This window comes from Acinetobacter sp. 129952, assembly GCF_056642055.1.
This window is the reverse complement of sequence record NZ_JBWVSU010000030.1, coordinates 1-2,078: the sequence shown is the minus strand read 5'-3', so window position 1 is coordinate 2,078 and position 2,078 is coordinate 1. Positions and strand designations below refer to the sequence as shown.

General features: G+C 32.5%; 1 protein-coding gene and 1 pseudogene. One reads left to right on the top strand and one right to left on the bottom strand.

Going from position 1 to position 2,078, the window contains the following annotated elements; translation table 11 throughout:
- Positions 1–95: pseudogene (locus AC1IR0_RS15560) on the top strand (IS5/IS1182 family transposase); the annotation flags it as partial.
- On the opposite strand, the gene AC1IR0_RS15555 reads toward AC1IR0_RS15560, so the two are convergent.
- Entirely contained in the window at positions 83–1,723 is a 1,641-nt protein-coding gene (locus tag AC1IR0_RS15555; RefSeq protein WP_479741560.1) for a hypothetical protein, read from the bottom strand. The pseudogene AC1IR0_RS15560 and the gene AC1IR0_RS15555 overlap by 13 nt on opposite strands.
- Positions 1,724–2,078 lie beyond the last annotated feature (355 nt).

Genomic DNA, 2,078 nt, shown 5'->3' with positions numbered 1-2,078 from the left:
TCGATATGACAAGCTCAAAAGAAATTATCAAAGTTCTGTTGCTTTAGCCTGTATATTTTTATGGCTACCTTTATAGGGTTAATTATGAACAGTAAATGTCAACAGACCCTAATATTTCAGCCCAACTGACACGTTGCTTATTTTTAATTTCAGTTTTCCATATGCCATTTTTCTCATCCAAGACGTAATCAATAAAGTCTTTTAAAATGAGGATTTTTGAGGGATTTATTAAATCTTCATCTTTAGGTGCACCAACATGAAGCTTTTCTATTTTGAAAATAGGTTTACTTTGAAATTTTGGTCTAGGTTTTGATTCAACAATGTCAGCCAAAGGTAAATTATTGGTAATATCAAATTTTTCACTGTAGAAAGAAGTTTGGTTAACCTCAGTCCTTCTTTGATGTGTTACAGGCTCTTCACTCGCTTGAGATTTTTTTCTTCCTGACTGATTTGAATTTTCTGTCTTTTGTTCACCCCTAGAGCGACTATATTTTTCCTGTTTTTCAGGTGTTGCTAATTTAGTCTGAATTTTTTTAGGGTAGGTTGATGATCGATAAACAAAGCTTACTATAGATGGATGTAAATCCTCATGATGTTTCTGGAAATATAGATACTTACTAGAAATAAATAAGTATTTAATCCCCCAATACTCTAATTTTTGCCTGTCTTCATTACTAAAAGAATCATCTATTCCAAACTTTAATTCAGGTTGAAGCTTTCTTAATTGCTCATTCCAATTGATAATTTTAAAAATAATATCGTGCTGATAGTCTTGAAAAGTGGAATGGATACTTTGCTCCATCTTATCCAAATCTTCTTTGGAATAACATAATTCATTTAAATCCCTATGATTACGCCATTCGTTTATTTTTTTTGTGTAAAGTGGCTTCAACCACTCATTTAACAACACTTTATCAGACAATCTATATTGCAATTTTTCATTAAATTCTGCTAGCCACGATGATTCAGTCAAAGTCAAAGATTGCAAAAAAATGACTACATGGAATCGAAAGCCATATACCCCATCATCTTCAAACTTCACATAAAATCGTAAAGTATCCGACTGTTGTTTCAGAATATCATTCAGCGCATTCTCTAATAGAGGTTTTAACAAAACAGCATTTTCTCGCCAATTTTCAATCGCATCCCCGTTGAACTGATCCGCTTCAATTTCAATATCAAATGCTAAAAAGTATGCACTTTGGGTATTTTTTAAAAATAGCTGTACGTCTTCAAATTGATATTGATATTCTAAATCTACATCAAATCGCGCTTCATTTTTGGCTAATAATTTTAGCTGTTCTCGTACGAGGTACACTTCCTTTAACCAATGGGTCGGTTCATTGTCACCATATTTTTTTAGTACCAAATTTCGATATTCACGTAACCTCAAATCAGAGTATAGCTTCCTACAATCTTGTGAGTATTCTGTTATTCCAAAATTTCCAAGCACTTCATCTTTGACTATTAACTTATCTGATTCTGTTTGAAAGGACGCAAAATCATTTACAGAAGGAGGCGTAGCTTCGACGGACAATTGGTAAAAATAATCTTCACAATTACGATACCATCGAATCAACTCTAAGGAATTTGAAACTGGTGAAATGATATTAAAACAACCATCCTTATCAAAAATAGAATGTGAATAACGGAGTTCCATAATCTTAAATAAATCACTGCTCCGCACGAAGGAAGAATTGCTCAAATAAGTAGTATTAGACACGCTGAAACATCCTAAGTTATTGTTTTATTATTCTATAATGAATCATTTACTCTTTTTTTACTACAGCAAATTCAGATTTTTATCGCAGCAATTTTTTACAAATACAACAGCAAATTTTATAACTTACAATAATCATTGCACTCAATTACAACATACTAGACAAGTATTTCCACCAACCAATATTTCTATCAGACATAAAAAATCCCCCTTGAACCAATATGGTTCAAGGGGGATTTCAGTTTATTTAGGGCGTGTCCTCATTTGGCTTTACACCAAATAAATATGCAAGCAATGTAAATCATAGACTGGTAATTTCGTGCAAGCTTATCAAATCGGGTTGCAATCGCTCGGAAAT